Genomic DNA, 21289 nt, shown 5'->3' on the forward strand with positions numbered 1-21289 from the left:
TATTGCAATGGCGAACGTTTTGATTATCGGCTGCGGCGGAATTGGCTGCGAACTGGCTCTCACACTGAAAGAACAAGGGCATCACGTCTACGGATTGCGCCGTGATATCAGTGAAATCCCCGAAGGGATTGAGCCGATTGAAGCCGACTTGTCTCACACCAGCCTACCCTTCCCGGAAAATCTGGATTATGTGTTCTATACGGCCTCCGCCGGCAAACATAAAGATGTCGCTTACTACCAAGCCTATGTCTCCGGCGTTAAACACAGCCTGCACAATCTTGAAGGGCAGAACCTTAAACGGCTGTTCTTTATCTCTAGCTCTTCCGTATTTGGACAAAATGAAGGTGAATGGGTCACCGAAGAGAGTCCGGTATCTGGCAACAATTTCTCGACCAAACGCTTACTGGAAGGAGAAGAGTTGATCAATCAATCTCCCTTTCCTAGCACGATCGTCCGCTTTGGTGGCATTTACGGACCGGGACGCACTCATTTAATTGATTTGGTGCAACAGGGCAAAGCTCACTGCATGGAAGATGTCTACAGCAACCGTATTCACTCGGCTGACTGCGTCGGCATGCTGTCGCACCTAATGAATCTGGATATGCAATCCCCAGAAAAAGTGGACTCGCTGTATATTGGGGTTGATGATCAACCGACTCCTTCCTGCGAGGTTTACGAATGGCTGGCCGAACAACTTAACGCCGGCTATATTGAGCATTTAGAACCGACCGAGAACAGTCGCTTAATGCGCAGTAACAAACGGCTCTCCAATGCCAAAATCCGCGCTACCGGCTACAATTTTCAATACCCATCCTATCAAGACGGCTATATCGAACTCATTTAACGTGTTCTGACGCCATTCAAAATAGAATGGCGCATCGTCCAATACACCTTGAACAGGCCTATTCACTCTTTACTGTCTTTTTTAGGCTCTTCAAACTCCCCGTCAATCACGTTCCGGTGTTGCAGACGTGATGCCGGTTTTTCTTCTGCTTCGCGCCACTCACCTTCAAAATAATCGCCACGTGAATTCTGATAACGGTAATGCCCGCGCATCTGCAACCCTTTCAAGCTTTGACGAATCATCGTTTGACGCACCCAGGGGATCAAAAACAACAATCCCAACGCATCGGTCATTAACCCGGGCACCAATAACAGCACACCGCCCAGAAAGATAAACACCCCTTCCATCATCGCGGTTTGCGGCGCCTCCCCTTGTGTCATCGCCAGCTGAGCGTCCTGCAGCACCTTCACCCCCTGACTTCTCATCAGCCACACCCCAATCACGGCCGTGGCGACAGTCAACAGCACCGTCGGCAAAGCGCCAATAACGCCACCCACCTGGATTAACAAATACAGCTCAAGCAGCGGAATTAAAATAAAAAACAGCAGAAAAACCTTCATGACAACTCCATATTGAGGACACCATTATTTACATACTCACCCAGACTAAAACTTCATAATAGATTCAGACTTATTCGGTGGCCGAAGCAGATAAAAGTAAGATAGAATCTCTTGATTGGCTGAAATAGAAAACTTTACACCTAGTGTTCAGCTCTGCACCAAACACTATTGTAAACACGTTACAAAGGTTATGGGGCTTTTCGCGGCACTTTCAAGTTCGCTAGCCGCCCCTTACAAAACGATCCGAGGAGATCACAAAGATGAGATGGACTCAGAACCCCCTGTTTAAATGGATCATTAGCTCACTGATACTGTTGACTGCGACAGGCATGGTGAAAGCCAATGATCTTTTGGATGTGGATGATGCGTTTCAATTGCAGGACGCCAAAGTCGTTGACGGTAAAATCCTTGTAGAATGGAAAATTGCCGACGACTACAAACTCTACAAAGACAAAATTTCGGTCACCTCTGAAGACCTCTCTCTTGGCGACACCCAATACTCAAAAGCCAAACAGACTGACGATCCGCTGTTTGGTAAAACCGAAGTCTATGTCCATCAAGCCACCCTGAAAATTCCTTATCAAAGCAGTGCAAGTCGCGGCAAGCTGACCGTCAAGTACCAAGGATGTGCGGATAAAATCGGGGTTTGCTATCCTCCGCAAACCCGCACACTCCCTGTTGACCTTCCGGCACCGGCTGCCGCCTCAACCGACAGCGGAAACGGTTTCGGTTCATTGAATGCGCTGAATGACATTCTCACCGCCAACAACAGTGAACCCGAACTGCTGGATGCAGAAGATGCATTCCGCTTCTCTTCAAGCATTGAAAATGGTCAAATCGTCGCGCGCTGGGCAATTGCCGACGACTATCACCTCTACCAAGACAAGATCAAAACCAAAGTCGTCAACGGTGAAGCAACCTTAGGTGAGTTGCAATTACCGGCAGCAGAGACCATTGACGATCCTCTGTTTGGCAAAACCGCGGTCTATCACGGTCAACTTGAAGCAATCCAGCCGGTTACAGAGATTAATAAGCAAGCCACTATCGAATTTGAATTCCAGGGGTGCTCCGCCTCCGCCGGTGTTTGCTACCCACCGATGCGCAAAACCATTGAGATTCAAGCCGATCAAATTTCTGTGATCGACACCTCACCAGCGGCCGTTGTGGGACAACCGGCGCAATCCGAAACCGATCAGATTGCCGACACCCTGAAAAACAGCAGCGTGTGGATTGTGATTGCGACTTTCTTTGTCTTTGGTCTGCTTCTGGCCTTTACCCCTTGCGTCTTCCCGATGATTCCGATTCTGTCGAGCATCATTGTCGGTCAGGGCGAACAACTGACCACCCGCCGAGCTTTTGTCATGTCGCTGGTCTATGTGCTGGCGATGTCGGTGACCTACACAGTCGCGGGTGTCTTAGCGGGTGTCTTTGGTGAAAACCTGCAAGCCGCTTTCCAAAACCCATGGATTCTTGGAACGTTCAGCGTCATCTTTATTCTGTTGGCACTGTCGATGTTCGGCTTCTACGAACTGCAACTGCCGAGCAGCCTGCAATCCAAACTCACCAACCTGTCCAATAAGCAACAAGGCGGCACTCTCACCGGTGTCGCGGTCATGGGCTTTTTGTCCGCCCTGATCGTCGGCCCTTGCGTGGCACCGCCACTGGCTGGTGCATTGATTTACATCGGCCAAACCGGGGATGCCCTGCTCGGCGGAACCGCACTGTTCGCCATGAGCATGGGGATGGGACTGCCATTATTGTTACTCGGCACCTCCGCTGGAAAACTGCTGCCGCGTGCCGGTGGCTGGATGGAAAGCGTCAAAGCGGTATTCGGTGTCATGCTCATTGGTGTGGCCATCTGGATGGCTGAGCGCATTCTGCCTGCGGAAGTCACTCTACTGGCATGGGCACTGTTGTTTATCATTTCTGCGGTCTATATGGGCGCGTTTGAAAGTGTGGCCGACAAATCAGGCTGGTTCAAACTGTTTAAAGGACTCGGCTTGGCGTTGGCACTTTATGGTGCAATGATTCTAGTCGGCCTGCTTGGCGGTAGCCAATCCCTGTTCCAGCCTCTAAAAGTCTTCCAAGGAGGTGGTTCAGGTCAGGTTGAAGCCACTCACCTTGAGTTTAAAAGCATTAAAACCGTGGAAGACCTTCAGACCGAACTCAGTAAAGGTCAGCCAGTTATGCTCGATTTCTACGCCGACTGGTGCGTGAGCTGTAAAGAGATGGAAGCCCTGACTTTTACCGATAAGAAGGTACAGGCTTCATTAAAAGGCGTCACGCTGCTGCAGGCGGATGTCACGGCCAATGACGAAACGGATAAGGCCTTGATGAAACAGTTCGGCATCATTGGACCACCGGCTATTCTGTTCTTCAACGCACAAGGCGAAGAACAAAAAGCACAGCGAGTGGTCGGATTTAAAGACGCAGAGAGCTTTAATCAAAACATTCAACAAGCTTTAAAATAAATCAGCATAACCAGGCCTGCCAAACTCAGCAGGCCTGTTCACCTATTTCCCCCTAAACCTTATCTCACCATTAGCAAACTCAATCGTTTCATTAAGTTCATAGCAGAACGCGGCATTTCATGTATTTTTTTTAGACTTTTACAGCGATTTAACCGTGTTATTCATAGAGTTATAGCAGTAGTTACGTTATAATCCATTCAATCTTTCTTTGAGTGAATCACGATTGGATAAAATCATGGCAAGCATTCTGGTGATAAACGGGCCAAATCTCAATATGCTCGGTAGACGCGAACCGGAAATTTACGGTCGCCAGACATTGGGCGATATCATTGAAGACTTGGAATTGCTCGCAGATGAATTCAGCGTTCGCCTCCTGAGTTTTCAAAGCAATGCGGAACACGAAATTGTACAACGCATTCATCAAGCCATGGATGATGGTACCGAATTTATTATTATCAACCCGGCCGCATTCACTCACACCAGTGTCGCCATTCGTGACGCACTGGCCACAGTCGCCATCCCGTTTATTGAAGTGCATCTGTCAAACATTCATAAACGCGAACCCTTCCGCAGCCACTCTTACTTTTCTGATCTGGCTGAAGGCGTTATCGCAGGCCTGGGTGCCAAGGGCTATGAGTTGGCCCTGCAAGCGGCTGTCGAAAGAATCAAATAACAGCAAATAGTTTTAAACATTCAACCCCAAAGCCTGATAACAAAACAAACAAGGCGCATAATCAAAGGAAGTCACATGGATATTCGCTCGATTCGTAAACTGATTGAAATTGTGGAACAGTCAGACATCGCTGAAATTGAAATTAAAGAAGGTGAGCACAACATTCGCATCACCCGCAGCAAAGAGCCGATCATGATGGCGGCCCCTGCGCCAGCCGCAGCCCCTGTTCAATTTGAAGCACCGGCTGCGGCCGCTCAAGCGGCGCCTACTGCGGCAGCGGAAGCACCGGCAGAAATCAGTGGTCACCAGGTGACCTCGCCGATGGTGGGAACGTTCTACTCAGCGCCATCTCCAGATGCAGATGCATTTGTTAAGGTGGGCGATCAAGTGGCTGTAGGCGACACCCTGTGCATTATCGAAGCGATGAAAATCATGAACCCGATCGAAGCGGATAAAGCAGGAACCATCAAACAAATTCTTGGCGTCAACGGAGAACCGGTTCAATTTGGTCAACCGCTTTTCGTGATTGAATAAGGGTAGTTGAGCATGATTGAAAAAATTCTAATTGCAAACCGTGGTGAAATTGCTCTGCGCGTACTGCGCGCCTGTAAAGAAATGGGCATTAAAACCGTGGCCGTGCATTCTACCGCTGACGCTGACCTAAAACATGTTTTATTGGCAGACGAATCTGTCTGTATCGGTCCGGCTCCGTCTTCGGAAAGTTATCTGAACGTTCCTGCAATTATTGCGGCCGCGGAAGTAACGGACGCCGAAGCGATTCACCCGGGCTATGGTTTTTTATCTGAAAACGCCGATTTTGCCGAGCGTGTTGAAGAAAGTGGGTTCACCTTCATCGGCCCTAAAGCCGACACCATCCGCATTATGGGTGACAAAGTCTCAGCCATCCGTGCGATGAAAGCCGCCGGCGTTCCGACTGTTCCCGGTTCAGGCGGTCCGTTAGGTGACGATGCCGAAGAAAACATGCGCATTGCGCGTGAAATCGGCTATCCGGTGATCATTAAAGCGGCCGGCGGTGGCGGCGGACGCGGTATGCGTGTAGTGCATACCGAAGCCAACCTGCTAAAATCGATTCAACTGACAAAATCGGAAGCGGGCAGTTTCTTCGGTAACTCCGAAGTGTATATGGAAAAGTTCCTCGAGAACCCCCGCCATATCGAAATTCAAGTGCTGTCTGACGGCCAAGGTAACGCCATTCACTTAGGTGAGCGTGACTGTTCGATGCAACGTCGCCACCAAAAAGTGGTAGAAGAAGCCCCCGCGCCAGGCATCACCGCTGAACAGCGTGCCCAAATCGGTGCGGCATGTGTCAATGCTTGCCTGGAAATCAACTACCGTGGCGCCGGAACCTTCGAGTTCCTGTACGAAGACGGCCATTTTTATTTCATCGAAATGAACACCCGTCTGCAAGTTGAGCACCCTGTTACCGAAATGGTCACCGGCATTGACCTGGTGAAAGCGCAGATCGAAATTGCCATGGGTCAACCGCTAAACATTAAACAAGAAGATGTCGTGATTCGCGGCCACGCCATGGAGTGCCGTATCAACGCTGAAAACCCAGCGCGCAACTTCATGCCTTCTCCAGGGAAGCTTGAGCGCCTGCATTTGCCAGGTGGTTTAGGGGTGCGTTGGGACTCGCACATCTACACCGGCTATGAGATTCCGCCGCATTACGACTCCATGATCGGCAAGTTGATTACCTACGGTAATGATCGTGATACTGCGATTGCACGTATGGACGTCGCCCTGCAGGAAATGGTGATCAAAGGAATCGATACCAACATCCACCTGCAGCGTGAAATCATGAACGACCACGGCTTCTGTGAAGGTGGCATGAACATCCACTACCTGGAGCACCGTCTGGAACACTTAGTGTAATTCAGACCGGAATCATTGAGTTTTGGTATTAACCAATACCATAAACTCAATAAACACTTTTAAAACCTCTTGCGGTCACCGCAAGGGGTTTTTTGCTTTTAGCCAATCGATTGGCAAATCGAATTTAATGGCAAAAGGCGGCAAACAGCCAAAGCCTTTTGCAAGGAGTGAATATGGCCTGGATCCAAATCAATACTGTAGTAGAAGAAGCTCTTGCAGAACCGCTTTCCGACGCTTTCATGGAAATCGGCGCCTGCTCGGTGACGTTTGAAGATGCCAAAGATCAACCGATTTTCGAACCGGAGCTTGGTACCACACCGATCTGGGCCAAAACCAAAGTCATCGGATTATTTGATGCCGAAACCGATGCCAAACAAGTGATTGAAAACCTAACCGGCCTGGTGCCCCAAGTTTCAAGCGAACAATATAAGGTAGAGCAGCTGGAAGACAAGGACTGGATTCGCGCCTGGATGGATCAGTTCCAGCCGATGCAGTTCGGCGAACGCCTATGGATTGTGCCGAGCTGGTGCGAAGCGCCGCAAGCGGACGCCGTCAACCTGATGTTAGACCCGGGCATGGCATTTGGCACCGGCACCCACCCGACCACGTCACTCTGCTTGACCTGGCTGGACCGGCACGCCCCGATCGACCTTAATGTCATTGACTACGGCTGTGGTTCCGGGATTCTCGCGTTGGCGGCGCAAAAACTTGGGGCTCGCCGTGTCATGGGCACCGACATTGACCCTCAGGCGATTATCGCCAGTGAGCAAAATGCCCAACGCAACCAGGCTGACATCGCCTTTTCGCTCGTCCAGGATTTTAACTCCGAACCGGCCGATCTGTTGGTTGCAAATATTCTGGCTGGTCCGTTGAAAGAGCTGGCGCCGGAATTCGAACGTTTAGTCAAACCGGGCGGCACACTGGTGCTTTCAGGACTCTTGGAAACCCAAGCCGCAGAACTGCAAGCCCACTACCGAACTCTGGGCTTTGAATTGAATACGCTGCAAACCAAGGAAGAATGGGCTTTGTTGGCAGGCACCAAATCTGCCCTGGTTTAAAACCTTTTTAACCAGGCCTGATGAAAATAATATGACTTTTATCGGTTGACACTATGCTGCAAATCGGCCCTTATCAATTTAAACATAATCTCGTCCTTGCTCCGATGGCCGGCATCACCGATGCCGTCTATCGTCGTCTATGTCGAGAAAATGGGGCGGATTACACCCTGGCGGAAATGGTGGCATCGCAAAAACAGCTCTGGGAATCGAAAAAGTCCTCCACCCGCCGTGCCGATCCGAATGACCCGGAACCAAGAGCGGTGCAGCTTTTAGGCACCGATCCCCAAGAACTGGCTGACGCCGCACGCTGGCAGGTAGAACATGGGGCGCAGATTATTGATTTGAATATGGGATGCCCGGCCAAGAAAGTATGCAGTGTCGCTGCCGGCTCTGCGTTAATGGGGCAACCACAAACGGTGGCTAATATTTTTTCCGCGTTAGTCGATGCGGTAGACGTTCCGGTGACGGTCAAAATTCGCACCGGTTTGGATAACAATCAACGTAACGCCTTGGACATAGCCCTGCTTGCGGAGGAACATGGACTGCAAGCCGTGACCATTCATGGTCGTACCCGCGCAGATAAATTTAATGGCCAGGCGGAATACGACACCATCCGCGCCGTGAAACAAGCCGTTTCCATCCCGGTGATTGCAAATGGCGACATTAACACCCCCGAAAAGGCTCAATTTGTATTAGAATATACCGCGGCTGATGGCATAATGATCGGACGTGCCTCGCAAGGCTATCCGTGGATATTTCGTGAAATAAATCATTACCTTGTAACCGGGAAGCGGTTAGCTCCGCCTTCGGAAGACGTCTTTTATGCCACCATGAAAAGCCACCTTCACGGCTTGCATCAATTGTACGGGGAAACACTGGGCGTCCGAATCGCACGCAAACACATCGGATGGTACAGTCAGCATCTTAACAACGGCCCTACGTTACGCAAAGCCTTTAACCGACTCGACCAACCAGAAGAACAACTCAGGTTGATTGAGCAATATTTTGAAAGTGCCGGCAAAGCAATGAACTAACCCTTCGCCGCTCTCTTTCACATGAATAAGATAAACCACTTTGCGGCCGTGACAACTTCAGCCGCTGCAAATTAAAGTACGACACAAACAATGCCACAGCACTCGCTCAGTAAACAAGTAACGCTCACCCTGGAACACTACTTTGATACCCTTCAGGAAGAGACGCCTAGTGACCTTTACGAAATGGTCATTCAACAGGTGGAAAAACCCCTGATTGAATTTGTGCTGGCGAAAACCGACCGCAACCAATCCCAGAGCGCACAAATTCTTGGCATTAACCGCAATACCCTGCGCAAGAAGATGCAAAAGTACGACTTAATATAGAATTTTCAGCTCCTGTTGACGGCCATTGGCCGACAGGAGTTGTTCTCAACTTTGCTTTTACTGTTTTGGAGAAAACAACCATGATGAAACCTGTTCGTCGCGCCCTGATCAGCGTATCGGATAAAACCGGCATTCTTGAGTTCGCCCAATCTTTGGCGGCCATGGATGTTGCCATTCTTTCTACAGGCGGAACCTATAAAGTTCTGTCCGAAGCCGGACTGCCTGTGACCGAAGTATCGGAATATACCGGCTTCCCGGAAATGATGGACGGCCGTGTTAAAACTCTGCACCCAAAAATTCACGGTGGTTTGTTGGGACGTCGCGGCAAAGATGACGACGTCATGGCACAGCACGGTATCGATCCAATCGACATGGTGGTTGTTAACCTTTACCCATTTGAAGCTACGGTTGCCAAAGCGGGCTGTACCCTGGAAGACGCGATTGAAAACATCGATATCGGCGGACCGACCATGCTGCGTTCTGCGGCCAAGAACCACAACGATGTGGCGGTTGTGACCGATCCTGCCGACTACAGCCGCGTCCTGGAAGAGATGCAGGCCAACAATGCTCAGCTATCCCATGCGACCCGTTTTGATTTGGCGATCAAAACCTTTGAACAGACGGCTCGCTACGACGGTGCAATCTCCAACTACTTCGGAACCCTGTTCTCGCAAGATGAAAACGACACCTTCCCGCGCACTTTCAACACACAATTTGTGAAAAAGCAGTCGATGCGTTACGGTGAAAACCCGCATCAATCCGCGGCTTTCTACACTGAACGCAACCCAAGCGAAGCGTCGATCTCAACGGCGGAACAGTTCCAAGGGAAAGAACTGTCGTTTAACAACATTGCCGACACCGACGCGGCTCTGGAACTGGTCAAAACCTTTGACGAAACGGCCTGCGTCATCGTCAAGCACGCAAATCCTTGCGGAGTGGCAGTAGGCGCCAGCCAATTTGAAGCTTATGACCGCGCCTACCAAACCGATCCAACCTCAGCGTTTGGTGGCATCATTGCCTTTAACCGCGAACTGGACGGAGAAACCGCCAAAGCGATCGTTGAACGTCAGTTTGTGGAAGTGATTATTGCGCCAACCGTTTCTGAAGAGGCCAAAGCCGCGGTGGCCGCCAAGCAGAACGTCCGTCTGTTGGCCTGTGGTGAATTGGGCGAGCCACAAAAAGCCTTTGACTTCAAACGCGTGGTCGGCGGCTTGCTGGTTCAGGATCGTGACCTAGGCATGGTCACTGAAGCCGACCTGAAAGTCGTAAGCAAACGCGCGCCAACCGAAAAAGAGATGGCCGACCTGATGTTTGCCTGGAAAGTAGCCAAGTTTGTTAAATCCAACGCCATTGTCTATGTTAAAAACGGTATGACCATCGGTGTGGGTGCTGGTCAAATGAGCCGTGTTTATTCCGCAAAAATTGCCGGCATTAAAGCGGCCGACGAAGGTCTGGAAGTGCCCGGTTCTGTGATGGCGTCCGATGCTTTCTTCCCGTTCCGTGACGGTATTGACGCAGCGGCTGAAGCCGGAATTACTGCGGTCATTCATCCTGGCGGTTCTATGCGCGATCAGGAAGTGATTGATGCCGCAGACGAACACGGCATTGCGATGGTGTTTACCGGAATGCGCCACTTCCGCCACTAAAAATGGCTTATTTGCTCAATCTCGGCACGGGTTAATCCGCTTCCGATGCTCACGTACTTTGAGTACGCTTCGGTTCGTTTAACCGCCTTGACCTTGAGCAAAGCGCACATTTTTAAACCAATTTAAAAAGAGATTGTTTGTATGAATGTATTAGTTATTGGTAGCGGTGGGCGTGAGCACGCTCTGTCATGGAAAGCGGCACAGTCGCCAAAGGTATCTAAGGTATTTGTTGCGCCGGGAAATGCCGGAACCGCCTTGGAACCGAATCTGGAAAACGTGGACATCGCGGTTGAAGACTTAGCAGGCCTGGTCAAATTTGCACAAGACAACGCGATTGAACTGGCGATTGTCGGGCCGGAAGTCCCCTTGGTGCTTGGTGTGGTAGACGCTTTTAAAGAAGCGGGACTGAAATGTTTCGGCCCAACGGCCGGCGCCGCTCAATTGGAAGGTTCCAAAGCGTTTTCCAAGGACTTCCTAGCTAAGCACCATATTCCGACGGCCGCTTACGGCGTATTTACCGAAATCGATCCGGCGATTGACTATATCGAAAAAATGGGCGCGCCGATTGTGGTCAAAGCCGATGGCTTGGCCGCCGGTAAAGGCGTTATCCTCGCCGATAGCAACGAACAAGCGATTGCGGCGGTGAAAGACATGTTGGCCGGCAACAAATTCGGTGATGCCGGTGCCCGCGTGGTCATTGAAGAGTTCCTAGTCGGTGAAGAAGCCAGCTTTATTGTGATGGCAGATGGTAAAAACATACTGCCCATGGCGACTTCTCAAGATCACAAAGCACGCAACAACGGTGATACCGGACCAAACACTGGCGGCATGGGCGCTTACACCCCTGCCCCGGTAGTGACGCCAGAAATTCACGAACGTGCCATGCAAGAGGTGATTATCCCGACAATTGAAGGCATGGCGAAAGACGGCCTTCCTTACACGGGCTTTTTATATGCCGGTTTGATGATCGCAGCCGACGGCTCGCCAAAAGTATTGGAATTCAACTGCCGCTTTGGGGATCCAGAAACGCAGCCGATTATGATGCGCTTGCAGTCTGATCTTGTAGAACTGTGCCTGGCGGCAATCGACGGCAAACTTGACACGGTCAGTGCCGAATGGGATCAACGTGCGGCCTTGGGTGTCGTCATGGCCGCTGGCGGTTATCCTGACGATTACCGCAAGGGCGACGTGATTTCCGGGCTCGATAGCGCCAATGCCGATGACCTGAAAGTATTCCATGCCGGAACCAAACTCAACGCGCAAGGAGAAGTCGTCACCTCCGGTGGACGCGTACTGTGTGTCACCGCACTGGGCGACACTGTCACCGCGGCACAAAAACGCGCTTATGAAGGTGTTCAGGCCATTTCTTGGGATGAAGTTTACTACCGTACCGATATCGGTCACCGTGCAGTGAGCCGCGAGCAAAGTTAACCTCTGCTACCTATTTGCCATGCAAAAGCGCTTAAGGTCTGCACCTTAAGCGCTTTTTTTTTAGATGGAATTTAGGTATATTCAGAAAGCGACAATCCTATTACAACAATATAAGAGAGTGAACCCCCTCATGACAGAGCTGGAATTTGAATCGGTACACAATTACTACGAACGTCTGGTGTTCAATGAAATATCGGAAAAGTATCAAAGACGAGAACTGGATGCCGATCAATTGGCCGATGTTGCCTGCGTTGCACTCAATATGATCCCCCCGCGCTATATCCGTCACGCCATTGACATGTCATTTTACTCCTATGGGAATGAGCATGAAGAGATGGAAAAAAAAGCCAAAGAGGCCGTTGCCAAGGCCTATGATGAAATTAAAAAACTGGATGGCGTCAAGTAACTTTAATCATTCCCTTCACCAGTCCAGCGAACATTCCTATCACAGTAGCTCAAACTTCGCAGCTGTCTGTTTTCCGGACACAAAAACGCCCTCTTTGAAATCATCCAAAGAGGGCGAAGACAGATCAAATTATTTATTCAGTGTCATTCCACTGAGCAATGTTCAAGAAAAGGCGATATCCCCATTTTGCAGAACGATATGAATCGTTGAGCCTGGCGCAAACTCACCTTTAAGAAGTCGTTGTGCCAATGGGTTCTCAATACGCTGCTGAATCGCTCGTTTCAGCGGACGCGCGCCATAAACAGGGTCAAACCCGGCTTCACCCAATAGATCCAGCGCCTCATCGCTGACCGCCAACTGCATGTCGTTGGCTGCCAGACGTTTGCGCAGGTTCTGTAGCTGAATGCCGGTAATCGCACGAATCTGTTCACGACCCAACGGATGAAAGACCACGATTTCATCGATACGGTTAATGAATTCGGGACGGAAATGGCCGCCAACCACCTCCATGACATCCGCTTTCATCGCTTCGTAGTTTTCTTCACCCGACTTCTCCTGGATAATCTGCGATCCCAGGTTGGAAGTCATGACAATCACCGTATTCTTAAAGTCCACCGTACGTCCCTGACCGTCCGTCAAGCGTCCGTCATCCAATACCTGTAATAGAATGTTGAACACATCCGGATGCGCCTTTTCCACCTCATCCAGCAGAATCACCGAATAGGGTTTGCGGCGTACCGCTTCGGTCAGATACCCCCCTTGTTCGTACCCCACATAACCTGGAGGCGCACCGATTAGACGCGCCACGGAGTGCTTCTCCATAAATTCGGACATATCCAGACGCACAATCGCCTCTTCGGTATCAAACAGGAAGTCCGCCAACGCTTTGGTCAGCTCGGTTTTACCCACTCCTGTAGGCCCCAGGAACAGGAACGAACCATTCGGGCGGTTCGGATCGGCCAGACCGGCACGCGAACGGCGAATCGCATCCGAAACGGCGCCAACCGCTTCTTTTTGGCCCACGACGCGTTTCTGCAACGCCTCTTCCATACGCAGCAGTTTTTCACGCTCGCCTTCGAGCATGCGCGATACTGGAATCCCGGTCCAGCGCGCCACCACTTCGGCAATCTCTTCATCCGACACCTTGTTACGCAGCAGATGCAGCTGGCCGTCTTCCGACTCCGCCTGTTCAGCCGCCTTGATTTTGGCTTCAAGATCCGGAATGGTGCCATATTGCAGCTCCGACATCTTCGCTAGGTCACCCTCACGGCGCGCGGCTTCCATTTCAATACGCGCCTGATCGAGCGCTTCCTTGTATTGCTGCGTTCCCTGCAAAGAGGCCTTGTCTTTTTTCCAGATCTCTTCGAGGTCGGCGTACTCTTTTTCCAGCTCATCAATCTGCGCCTGCAAGTCTTCTAGACGTTTTTTAGAGGCCGCATCCTTCTCTTTTTTCAACGCTTCGCGTTCGATCTTGAGCTGAATCAAACGGCGATCCAAGCGGTCCATCTCTTCCGGTTTGGAATCGATTTCCATACGAATACGAGACGCGGCTTCATCAATCAAATCAATCGCCTTGTCCGGCAATTGACGGTCGGTAATGTAACGCTGCGACAACTGCACCGCGGCGACAATCGCCGGATCGGTAATCTCGACCCCGTGATGCACCTCGTAACGCTCTTTTAACCCCCGCAGAATGGCCACTGTATCCTCTTCAGTCGGTTCGTCCACCAATACTTTCTGGAAACGTCGTTCCAGAGCGGCGTCTTTTTCGATGTATTCACGATACTCATCCAAAGTGGTGGCGCCTAAGCAGTGCAGCTCGCCACGAGCCAGGGCCGGCTTGAGCATATTACCCGCATCCATTGCCCCATCCGATTTCCCGGCACCCACCATGGTATGAATTTCATCGATAAACAGAATGATCTGCCCTTCATTCTTAGCCAGGTCATTCAACACGGCTTTCAAACGCTCCTCAAACTCCCCGCGGTATTTGGCACCGGCGAGCAATGAACCTAAGTCCAGTGACAACACCCTTTTGTTGCGCAGTCCTTCGGGCACTTCACCGTTGACAATACGCTGCGCCAACCCTTCCACAATAGCGGTTTTACCGACACCCGGTTCACCGATCAAAACGGGGTTGTTTTTGGTACGGCGCTGCAAGACCTGAATCGCACGGCGAATCTCATCGTCACGCCCGATCACGGGATCCAACTTGCCGGATTCGGCCCGTTCAGTCAGATCAATCGTATATTTTTGCAGCGCCTGGCGCGTCTCTTCGGCATTCTGATTCATGACATTTTCACCCCCGCGTACTTTTTGAATCGCTTCTTCCAGTGTTTGTTTCTTCGCTCCCGCCTGTTTTAACAGATCGGCTACAGTATCATTTGCATCCAGCGCCGCCACAAAGAACAGTTCACTGGCAATATAAGCATCACCGCGTTGCTGCGCGGCCTTATCCATTAAATTCAGTACCTGGGCCGACTTTTGCGACAGTTGCACGTCGCCAGCCGCCCCGCTCACTTTAGGCAGGCCTGCTAATTTAGTTTGCACCGCTTCACGTAAACGACTGACATTCACTTGTGCCAGCTGCAGCAAAGAGGCCTGCTCCTCGAGCAGAACGGACAGAATATGCACCGGTTCAATAAACTGGTTATCCTGCCCCAGTGCCAGAGACTGTGCTTTTTGTAAAACTGACTGAAACTGAGTCGTAAATTTGTCGATCATGCCGCTCTCCCAATAAATCTTTAATTAGCTTAAATATAAGGACGGAGGCGAGGCTTTCAAGGGAAATTTGCACATTTGTTGCAGAAATTGACGCAGGTCAAAGTTTTTACTTAAATAGAGACTTAATTTACGTAATCAGCAACGATTCTACTTATTTCCTGTTTGCCTAGCGGAGCCCGATTCCATGAATGATCTGTTTTTTGTGTTTTCCAAAATCGCTTGGACCCTACTCAGTCCCGGCAACCTCTTGCTGATCTTGTTTATTGTGGGAACGCTTTACCTGCTGTTCGATTATCGGACTGCCGCCAAACGCATTCTTCTGCCGACAGCACTGCTCTCTTTTCTAGTTATGGCTTTTCCGTTTGGGGATTATCTGATCCGACCGCTCGAAGAACGTTTCAGTCAACCCGAGGAACTTCCGGAATCGGTTGACGGCATTCTGGTGTTAGGCGGTGGAGAGGACTTGCAGCGTTCGTTAAGCTGGCAGTCGGCGGAGCTTGGCTTGGCTGGGGATCGTTATATTGGCGCCGCAAAATTGGCCAAGCGATACCCCAAGGTACCCGTCATTTTCACCGGCGGCAGCGGTTCGGTGCAATTGCAAAACAGCGCCAAGGAGAGCGATTTGGCAAGCGAACTGCTGACAACGGTGGGCATTGCCCCAAATCGATTGATTCTGGAGTCCGACTCTCGCAACACCTATGAGAACTTTATTAACACCCTGCCACTGCTACCAAAAGGAGACGGTCGTTACCTGCTGGTGACGTCGGCGTATCATATGCCGCGTGCCGTAGGGATTGCCCGCAATCTCGAAATCAATGTCATCCCCTATCCGGTCGACTACCGTTCCAATAGTTCTGAATACCGCCATTGGGATTTTGACCTGTTTGACCACCTGAAATCGCTGGAGCCGGCAGTCAAAGAGTGGATTGGACTGAGCGTCTATCTGCTCACTGGAAAAACCGATCGCTGGTTTCCTTCACCGGATGACGATCGTTAGCCGCTGAACAGACATCAAAAACTGAACAGACCCGGTTGGAACGATCTCACCAGGCCTGTTCAGTTTGGAAATGGATTAAAAAGTTTTAAATGACTTTGGAGAAGCGGTTTTCGGTGCCCGCCTTCAAATAGGCATCAAACACCATGCAAATATTGCGTATCAGCAGACGCCCCTTAGCGGTGACATAAATATCCTCGTCCGTCAGGGTGATCAATCCGTCTTCCACCATCGGTTTCAGGTTCTGCAGTTCCTTGGCAAAATACTCCGCAAAGCGGATATTCCACTGCCGGTCCAATTTGGCAAAATTCAGATGGAAGTGGCTGATCAAACGGGTAATGACGTCACGGCGCAGTTCGTCATCTTCGGTGAGCTGTACACCTCTAAACACCGCCAAATGGCCGGCATCGATCGCCTCGTAGTATTCCTGCAAACTCTTGCGATTTTGCGCATAGGTATTGTTGATCAATGAGATCGAGGTCGCGCCCATGCCGACCAGATCGCAATCCGCATGGGTGGAATAGCCTTGAAAATTGCGGTACAGGGTTTCATTGCGCTGCGCCACCGCCAGTTCGTCGTCCGGTTTGGCAAAGTGATCCATGCCGATATAGACATAGCCCGCTTCCAGCAGGCGTTCGGTCGCGGCATGCAGAATCGCCAGTTTTTCATCTGCCGACGGCATATCCGCCTCATTCATTTTTTTCTGTGTCGGGAACAGGCTTGGCATGTGCGCATAGTTGAAGATCGAAAATCGATCCGGTTCGGCTTCCAGCACCCGGTCCAGTGTTTTAATAAAGCCCGCCTCGGTCTGGAACGGCAGCCCGTAAATCAGGTCGACATTGACCGACAGAAAGCCCGCCTCGCGCGCGCCTTCCAACACCTCAAAAGTTTCCGCCTGACTCTGGATACGATTAACCGCTTTTTGCACCTTTTCGTCGAAATCCTGCACTCCCAAGCTCATGCGGTTAAAGCCAAGCTCACGCAGTAGCTTGACCGATTCGCGATTGGCTTCGCGCGGGTCGATTTCGATAGAGTATTCGCCGGAATCGTCGTCATACAGGTTGAAATGCTGGCGTGTCTTATCCATCAACTGGCGCATTTCATCATTATTGATAAACGTCGGCGTGCCGCCGCCCCAGTGCAACTGTTCCACATTGCGATTCGGATCGAACAGCTTGGACTGCATTTCGATCTCTTTGAACAAGCGCTCCAAGTAAGGCGTGGTTTTAGAACGGTCCCGCGTCCACACTTTGTTACAGGCGCAGAAAAAGCACACCGTGTCGCAGAACGGGATATGAAAATACAATGACAAACCGCGCCCTGATTCGTTACTGCGTGCTGCGGCCGCTTCATAATCCGCCAAACCGAACGATTCGTCAAACTGAAGAGCCGTCGGATAGGAGGTATAACGCGGCCCGGTCTGGTTGTAGCGCTTAATCAAAGCTTCATCAAACTGTATTTTCTGTTCCATCGATCCAATTTCCGTCAAATCATCAAATTATTGCAAGCGGCTAAGGATACCTTACCTTTCACAGCGACAAGTTATTCTGCCTCAAGAGAAGGCGTGAAAATGATTACGATCTTCAACGTCTCGGTTAGGGCATGATGATGGACCAAGCCTGATGGATTTTGGCATTACGTTCAAAATCCTTAGGCATGGTTTTCTGGGTGATATCGGTAATGCGAATCCCCGGAAACGCCTGTTCCAAAGCGGTTTTATCGAGTTTGAATTTACGCAGGTTATTCGAAAATATCAGCTCCCCACCCGGTTTCAGCAATAACAGGGTCTTGCTGATCAGATCAACGTGATCGCGCTGAATATCAAGCGTCCCTTCCATGCGCTTGGAGGTGGAAAAAGATGGCGGGTCCAAAAAGACCACATCCACCTGCCCTTTCTGGCTTTTTGCCGCCGTGTCCAGCCATTCCAGCACATTGGCCTGCAAAAGTTTGTGCTTGTCTTCGTCCAAACGGTTGGCCATCAGATTGTGTTTGGCCCACCACAGATAGGTCTTGGACATATCGACGCTCAGACTGGTACGTGCACCCTGCGCCGCCGCTTGCGCGGTGGCACTGGCCGTATAACAGAACAGGTTGACCAAACGCTTGCCGCGTGCCTGTTTCGCCACATAAGCGCGGACGTCACGGTGATCTAAAAACAGGCCTGTATCCAGGTAATCGGTAAAGTTAACGCGCAGACGCACGCCGTTTTCCATAATGGTAAAAAATTGTTTGCTCTCGTCCAGGCGTTCATACTGAGAGGCGCCTTTCTGGCGCTCGCGCACCTTGAAGACAATCTGCTCAACGGGTACATGAAATACCAGTGGCAAGGCCGCCATCGCTTCATACAGGCGCTTACGCGCTTTCTGGCGATCGACCGACTTCGGTGGCGCATACTCATTCACCACCAGCCAATTGCCGTCGTCCAACGTCTGATAAAAATCAATCGCCAGCGCGTATTCCGGCATGTCCGCATCATAGACGCGGTAGGCGAACACCTCTTCTTTTTGAGCCCACTTGCGCAAGCCCTTCAAGTTCTTGCGCACCCGGTTGGCAAACATCTGCGCGCCTTCGCTCTCCGCCAGTTCCGGCATGGTGTTGTGAATTTCCTGTGCCAAGTGCAAACCGCCCTTGATCGCCGGCTGACGGTGGAACTCCTTGACGATATCGAAGCGCAACAGTTTACATTCCAGCGCACCGTTGAAGAAACTGTGGCTACGCTTAGCTTTCAGCCCCAAATACATGCCCAGCTCGGCATTACAGGTCAGAATCGCCGCCTGCCAGCCGTCAAACTCGTTTTTCAGGTAATTGCCCAGCTCCACATACAGCGCTTTGACCTCTTCGACCTCCCCCAAACGTTCGCCGTATGGCGGGTTGGAGATGACCAAGCCCGGTTTCCAGTCTCCCCACCGGCGCCCCTGTTCCACCGTCATCTGTTTGATCTCGATGGCGTCGTCATAGCCGGCGTTGGCAATCGCTTCGTAGGCAATATCCAGCGACTTGTGCGACGCGTCCGAACCGTAAATTTCCGGCAGGTTGCGTAGTCCTTCGGCTTCGCGCTGTTCCGCTTCGTCCAATAAACGTTGCCATAAAACTTCATCGTGCTGCTTCCAGGTCAGAAACGCCATCTGATTGGCCTTGTCCAAACCGGGCGCCAAATCCGACGCCATCATCGCCGCTTCCACCATAAAGGTTCCGGAACCGCACATCGGATCGTAGAGAGTGCCGCCCTGCTTGGCGATTTCCGGCCAACCGGCGCGCATCAATAGCGCCGCGGCGACGTTTTCCTTCAAAGGTGCCTTTACCTGCTGGCCTTCGCGGTAACCGCGCTGATGCAGACTGTGTCCGGTCAGGTCAATACTCAGGGTCAGTTGATTGCGGTTAATGTGGCCATGGACGCGCAGGTCTGGATCGAACGTATCGACCTGAGGACGCTGCTGAAAAGTCTCGCGAAAATAATCGACAATGCCGTCTTTGATTTTCAGGGCGCCATAGTGGCTGTGTTCAATGCCGAGTCCTTTTCCGGAAAAGGAAACCGCAAAGCTACCGTCGGCGTCCATATGACGCTTCCAGTCTACACGAGCAATCGTCGGTGTCAGCGCTTCCTGGTTATCCAGTTTGGTTTCCAGCACGGTAACATAAATGCGGTTAGCCAGACGAGACCATAAACAAGCGCGATAGGCCACTTCCAGTGATCCTTCAAAACTCACGCCACGCGGTTGCGCCTTGACACTTTGCGCGCCAAAACTCATTAACTCTTCACGCAACAGTTCACTCAACCCACCCGGTGCGGTGGCAAAACACTTCAACATAGCCCTATCCATTTCAGCAATCGCAACGCGAGTCCGCTGCCTATACGTTTTATTACACTCTATTAAGTGCTCATTTTACTGTTTTTCATGATTGGCCAACTGACTTTCTCTTCCAAGTTTCGGTAGAATAGGCAGTAATTGAATTCACTACAACGCAGTGGTAATAGACTTATGACACGCGGACTGCAGTTTTTAAAATGGTGCTCACTGTGGCTGATCTCAACATTATCGTTGAACGCCCAAGCGTCTAATGACGCCGATTTTCAGGCCTGGATACAGCAATTCAAACAGCAGGCCGTAGAGCAAGGCATCTCCCAAAATACCCTGGACAGCGCCTTTAAAAACGTCACCCTCAACCAAAAAGTGCTCGAACTGGATCGCCGCCAACCTGAATTTACCCGCACTTTCTGGCAGTACTTTGATGCCACCGTCACCCAATGGCGCATCGTCAAAGGCAAACACCTCTATCAAAAGCACCGCGCCCTGCTTGACAAAGTGACACGGAAATATGGCGTTCCCGGCCGTTATCTGGTGGCTTTTTGGGGAATGGAAACCAATTTCGGCGGCTATACCGGTAATATCCCGATCATTGAATCCCTGGCGACGCTGGCGTTTGATCCGCGACGCAGTGAATTTTTCAGCAAAGAATTGATTGAAGCACTGAAGATTCTCGACCAGGGACACGTTAAAGTCGGACAGATGAAAGGCTCTTGGGCTGGCGCCATGGGACAGTGCCAATTTATGCCCTCCAACTACAACCGTTACGCCGTTGACGGGGACGGCGACGGTAAAAAAGATCTGTGGAATAGCTTGGAAGATGTTTTCTTCTCCGCTGGACATTTCCTCGCCGAACTCGGTTGGCAGAAACTGGAAAACTGGGGGCGCGAAGTGGCTCTGCCGAACGGTTTCGATTACGCCTTGGCCGATAACCGCACCGCTCGACCGTTGTCCGAGTGGGCAAAAATGGGGTTAAAACTGGCCGATGGCCGCCCGCTGCCAATTGAAGACATGCAGGCGCGTCTGCTGCTGCCAAGCGACTACCGCGGTCCGGCTTTCCTGGTATTTGATAATTTCCGCGTCATCAAACGCTGGAACAACTCGAATAATTATGCCCTGGCGGTCGGGCATCTGGCGGATCGTATTATCGGTCGTTCGGAATTATCCAAAGAGCGTCCCGACGACGATGAAGCCTTAAGCAAAACGCAGATGAAAACCATTCAGGAACGGCTGAACGCGCTTGGCTATGACGCCGGTCCGGTCGATGGCATTGCCGGCAGCCGAACTCGTAGCGCTTTGCGTGAATTTCAGGTAGATCAAAAACTGCCAGCAGACGGCTACCCGTCTATGCACATGCTTAATACCCTGCTCAAAGTGGAAAAGAAAAACGCATCGCCACCTGCAATGGCAGAAGGTTAAGGG

17 protein-coding genes are annotated in these 21289 nt (G+C 51.1%); 13 read left to right on the top strand and 4 right to left on the bottom strand.

Annotated elements, in window-relative coordinates; translation table 11 throughout:
- Nucleotides 1-7 precede the first annotated feature (7 nt).
- Nucleotides 8-844, top strand: a complete 837-nt coding sequence (locus QCB44_RS10115) for an NAD-dependent epimerase/dehydratase family protein (protein ID WP_279409838.1) — start codon at nucleotides 8-10, stop codon at nucleotides 842-844.
- A gap of 62 nt (nucleotides 845-906) precedes the next feature.
- Here QCB44_RS10115 and QCB44_RS10120 read toward each other — a convergent pair whose 3' ends face one another.
- The gene (locus QCB44_RS10120) at nucleotides 907-1404 is read right to left on the bottom strand and encodes an FxsA family protein (protein ID WP_279409839.1); all 498 of its coding nucleotides are present in this window, start codon (nucleotides 1402-1404) and stop codon (nucleotides 907-909) included.
- A gap of 260 nt (nucleotides 1405-1664) precedes the next feature.
- Here QCB44_RS10120 and QCB44_RS10125 point away from each other — a divergent pair, with 260 nt between their 5' ends.
- The 10 genes from QCB44_RS10125 (at nucleotide 1665) to QCB44_RS10170 (ending at nucleotide 12343) form a co-directional block, all read left to right on the top strand.
- Complete coding sequence (locus QCB44_RS10125) at nucleotides 1665-3875, top strand: protein-disulfide reductase DsbD (protein WP_279409840.1); 2211 nt, start codon at nucleotides 1665-1667, stop codon at nucleotides 3873-3875.
- A gap of 235 nt (nucleotides 3876-4110) precedes the next feature.
- Nucleotides 4111-4548 carry a type II 3-dehydroquinate dehydratase gene (gene aroQ, locus QCB44_RS10130; RefSeq protein ID WP_279409841.1) on the top strand — a complete coding sequence of 146 codons (438 nt, stop codon included), beginning with the start codon at nucleotides 4111-4113 and terminating at the stop codon, nucleotides 4546-4548.
- A 75-nt stretch (nucleotides 4549-4623) separates the two neighbouring features.
- Nucleotides 4624-5082: an acetyl-CoA carboxylase biotin carboxyl carrier protein gene (gene accB / locus QCB44_RS10135; RefSeq protein WP_279409842.1), complete on the top strand. Its 459-nt coding sequence runs from the start codon at nucleotides 4624-4626 to the stop codon at nucleotides 5080-5082.
- 12 nt (nucleotides 5083-5094) lie between these two features.
- On the top strand, nucleotides 5095-6444 hold the full coding sequence (accC, locus tag QCB44_RS10140) for an acetyl-CoA carboxylase biotin carboxylase subunit (protein WP_279409843.1): 1350 nt from the start codon (nucleotides 5095-5097) through the stop codon (nucleotides 6442-6444).
- Nucleotides 6445-6617: 173 nt separating this feature from the next.
- The gene (prmA, locus tag QCB44_RS10145) at nucleotides 6618-7502 is read left to right on the top strand and encodes a 50S ribosomal protein L11 methyltransferase (protein ID WP_279409844.1); all 885 of its coding nucleotides are present in this window, start codon (nucleotides 6618-6620) and stop codon (nucleotides 7500-7502) included.
- Nucleotides 7503-7555: 53 nt separating this feature from the next.
- Nucleotides 7556-8536, top strand: a complete 981-nt coding sequence (gene dusB / locus QCB44_RS10150; protein WP_279409845.1) for a tRNA dihydrouridine synthase DusB — start codon at nucleotides 7556-7558, stop codon at nucleotides 8534-8536.
- A gap of 90 nt (nucleotides 8537-8626) precedes the next feature.
- Nucleotides 8627-8860, top strand: coding sequence for a helix-turn-helix domain-containing protein (locus QCB44_RS10155; protein WP_279409846.1), 234 nt, complete (start codon nucleotides 8627-8629; stop codon nucleotides 8858-8860).
- Nucleotides 8861-8943: 83 nt separating this feature from the next.
- Entirely contained in the window at nucleotides 8944-10506 is a 1563-nt protein-coding gene (gene purH / locus QCB44_RS10160) for a bifunctional phosphoribosylaminoimidazolecarboxamide formyltransferase/IMP cyclohydrolase (RefSeq protein WP_279409974.1), read from the top strand.
- Nucleotides 10507-10647: 141 nt separating this feature from the next.
- Nucleotides 10648-11937, top strand: a complete 1290-nt coding sequence (gene purD / locus QCB44_RS10165) for a phosphoribosylamine--glycine ligase (RefSeq protein ID WP_279409847.1) — start codon at nucleotides 10648-10650, stop codon at nucleotides 11935-11937.
- 130 nt (nucleotides 11938-12067) lie between these two features.
- Nucleotides 12068-12343: a late competence development ComFB family protein gene (locus tag QCB44_RS10170; protein ID WP_279409848.1), complete on the top strand. Its 276-nt coding sequence runs from the start codon at nucleotides 12068-12070 to the stop codon at nucleotides 12341-12343.
- 162 nt (nucleotides 12344-12505) lie between these two features.
- Here the strand turns inward: QCB44_RS10170 and clpB are convergent, their stop codons facing one another.
- Nucleotides 12506-15067 (bottom strand): ATP-dependent chaperone ClpB, encoded by a 2562-nt coding sequence (gene clpB / locus QCB44_RS10175; protein WP_279409849.1) that lies wholly within the window; start codon nucleotides 15065-15067, stop codon nucleotides 12506-12508.
- A 184-nt stretch (nucleotides 15068-15251) separates the two neighbouring features.
- Here clpB and QCB44_RS10180 point away from each other — a divergent pair, with 184 nt between their 5' ends.
- Complete coding sequence (locus QCB44_RS10180) at nucleotides 15252-16064, top strand: YdcF family protein (protein WP_279409850.1); 813 nt, start codon at nucleotides 15252-15254, stop codon at nucleotides 16062-16064.
- An 85-nt stretch (nucleotides 16065-16149) separates the two neighbouring features.
- Here QCB44_RS10180 and hemN read toward each other — a convergent pair whose 3' ends face one another.
- Together hemN and rlmKL are read right to left on the bottom strand one after the other, a co-directional pair.
- A complete protein-coding gene (hemN, locus tag QCB44_RS10185) occupies nucleotides 16150-17532 on the bottom strand; it encodes an oxygen-independent coproporphyrinogen III oxidase (RefSeq protein WP_279409851.1) in 1383 nt (460 codons plus the stop codon).
- Between the two features lie 124 nt (nucleotides 17533-17656).
- The gene (rlmKL, locus tag QCB44_RS10190; RefSeq protein ID WP_279409852.1) at nucleotides 17657-19870 is read right to left on the bottom strand and encodes a bifunctional 23S rRNA (guanine(2069)-N(7))-methyltransferase RlmK/23S rRNA (guanine(2445)-N(2))-methyltransferase RlmL; all 2214 of its coding nucleotides are present in this window, start codon (nucleotides 19868-19870) and stop codon (nucleotides 17657-17659) included.
- A gap of 171 nt (nucleotides 19871-20041) precedes the next feature.
- On the opposite strand from rlmKL, the gene QCB44_RS10195 reads away from it, so the two are divergent.
- On the top strand, nucleotides 20042-21286 hold the full coding sequence (locus QCB44_RS10195; RefSeq protein WP_279409853.1) for a lytic murein transglycosylase: 1245 nt from the start codon (nucleotides 20042-20044) through the stop codon (nucleotides 21284-21286).
- Nucleotides 21287-21289: the final 3 nt, after the last annotated feature.

Origin of the sequence: Thiomicrorhabdus sp. zzn3 (assembly GCF_029767755.1) — a bacterium.
In the GTDB taxonomy this organism is placed as follows: domain Bacteria; phylum Pseudomonadota; class Gammaproteobacteria; order Thiomicrospirales; family Thiomicrospiraceae; genus Thiomicrorhabdus.

Bases quoted from the DNA above. Each gene is read 5' to 3' on its own strand.
- QCB44_RS10115 (WP_279409838.1), top strand. From the start codon at position 8: ATGGCGAACGTTTTGATTATCGGCTGCGGCGGAATTGGCTGCGAACTG.
- QCB44_RS10120 (WP_279409839.1), bottom strand. From the start codon at position 1,404: ATGAAGGTTTTTCTGCTGTTTTTTATTTTAATTCCGCTGCTTGAGCTG.
- QCB44_RS10125 (WP_279409840.1), top strand. From the start codon at position 1,665: ATGAGATGGACTCAGAACCCCCTGTTTAAATGGATCATTAGCTCACTG.
- aroQ (WP_279409841.1), top strand. From the start codon at position 4,111: ATGGCAAGCATTCTGGTGATAAACGGGCCAAATCTCAATATGCTCGGT.
- accB (WP_279409842.1), top strand. From the start codon at position 4,624: ATGGATATTCGCTCGATTCGTAAACTGATTGAAATTGTGGAACAGTCA.
- accC (WP_279409843.1), top strand. From the start codon at position 5,095: ATGATTGAAAAAATTCTAATTGCAAACCGTGGTGAAATTGCTCTGCGC.
- prmA (WP_279409844.1), top strand. From the start codon at position 6,618: ATGGCCTGGATCCAAATCAATACTGTAGTAGAAGAAGCTCTTGCAGAA.
- dusB (WP_279409845.1), top strand. From the start codon at position 7,556: ATGCTGCAAATCGGCCCTTATCAATTTAAACATAATCTCGTCCTTGCT.
- QCB44_RS10155 (WP_279409846.1), top strand. From the start codon at position 8,627: ATGCCACAGCACTCGCTCAGTAAACAAGTAACGCTCACCCTGGAACAC.
- purH (WP_279409974.1), top strand. From the start codon at position 8,944: ATGAAACCTGTTCGTCGCGCCCTGATCAGCGTATCGGATAAAACCGGC.
- purD (WP_279409847.1), top strand. From the start codon at position 10,648: ATGAATGTATTAGTTATTGGTAGCGGTGGGCGTGAGCACGCTCTGTCA.
- QCB44_RS10170 (WP_279409848.1), top strand. From the start codon at position 12,068: ATGACAGAGCTGGAATTTGAATCGGTACACAATTACTACGAACGTCTG.
- clpB (WP_279409849.1), bottom strand. From the start codon at position 15,067: ATGATCGACAAATTTACGACTCAGTTTCAGTCAGTTTTACAAAAAGCA.
- QCB44_RS10180 (WP_279409850.1), top strand. From the start codon at position 15,252: ATGAATGATCTGTTTTTTGTGTTTTCCAAAATCGCTTGGACCCTACTC.
- hemN (WP_279409851.1), bottom strand. From the start codon at position 17,532: ATGGAACAGAAAATACAGTTTGATGAAGCTTTGATTAAGCGCTACAAC.
- rlmKL (WP_279409852.1), bottom strand. From the start codon at position 19,870: ATGTTGAAGTGTTTTGCCACCGCACCGGGTGGGTTGAGTGAACTGTTG.
- QCB44_RS10195 (WP_279409853.1), top strand. From the start codon at position 20,042: ATGACACGCGGACTGCAGTTTTTAAAATGGTGCTCACTGTGGCTGATC.